Raw genomic sequence first — 825 nt, forward strand, 5'->3', positions numbered from 1 at the left:
AAGCCGGTTGCCCAGTCTGCTGAGCACCATCGTGCCAAGTTGGCCGATGGCGGAGATCCAGCCCTGGCGGCGAGCCCGGCCGCGAAGCAATTGCTTTTTGGATTCAGGCGTTTCGAGGATGACGCTGACAGGGCCGACGCGGTCGGTGATCGCGTTGACGATAGCCCAGACATGCTGGCCGCCTCCGGTGACGACCACGATCCGCGTACTGGATTCTGATGCTGCCATGGATCTTGCCCCCTCCAAGCAACCCGTTCTTGATAATGGTCGGGATGCTAGGGCGTCCGGGTTAATCCTTGGTGATCAGCCTTCGATACACAGTCAGCGCTTGAATTCGATGATATCGAGATTCGATTCGTAATAGGGCGCCGGAAATTCGATGCGCCATTCCTTGGCGCTGTTGCGGAAGGCATAGCCGACCTGGTCGGTTTGCGGGCCGCTGCCATAGGGCTTTGCCGGATCATCGTTGACATAGAAGGAACCGAGATAGATCGCGCGTTTCTCGCCATCGTCGAAGAAACGGCCCTTGGTGCGCTGCGAGCCGCTGATCTTTTCCAGCCGCCAGCCGGAACCGTCGTCGGTGACCTTGCACTTGAACCAGCCATAGATGACGAGCGGCAAAGACCCGCCGGCCTTGATGGTGCGGCACCGCCAACTGCCGGTCAGGTCCTTGTCGGAAAAGGCCACCAGCGGTTTTGCCAGCAAGGCGTCGAGTTGCTTGACCTCGGCCGCATCTCCAGCTTTCGCCTCGGCAAGCGCCGCCTTGCGCGTCTCGCCATAATTGTCGAGCCGCTTCTTGTCGGCCGGGGTGATGAGTTTCTGTAC

At 60.0% G+C, this 825-nt stretch carries 1 protein-coding gene and 1 pseudogene; both read right to left on the minus strand.

All coding sequences use genetic code 11. The annotated features are described in order from the left end of the window. Nucleotides 1-228 (minus strand): annotated as a pseudogene (locus EN906_RS35780) (formyl transferase); the annotation flags it as partial. Nucleotides 229-321: 93 nt separating this feature from the next. Continuing rightward, nucleotides 322-825 (minus strand): DUF4893 domain-containing protein (locus EN906_RS35785; protein ID WP_127375853.1); only part of this gene is annotated, 504 nt, incomplete at its 5' end.

Source organism: Mesorhizobium sp. M7A.F.Ca.CA.004.06.1.1, from assembly GCF_003999135.1.
GTDB lineage: Bacteria > Pseudomonadota > Alphaproteobacteria > Rhizobiales > Rhizobiaceae > Mesorhizobium.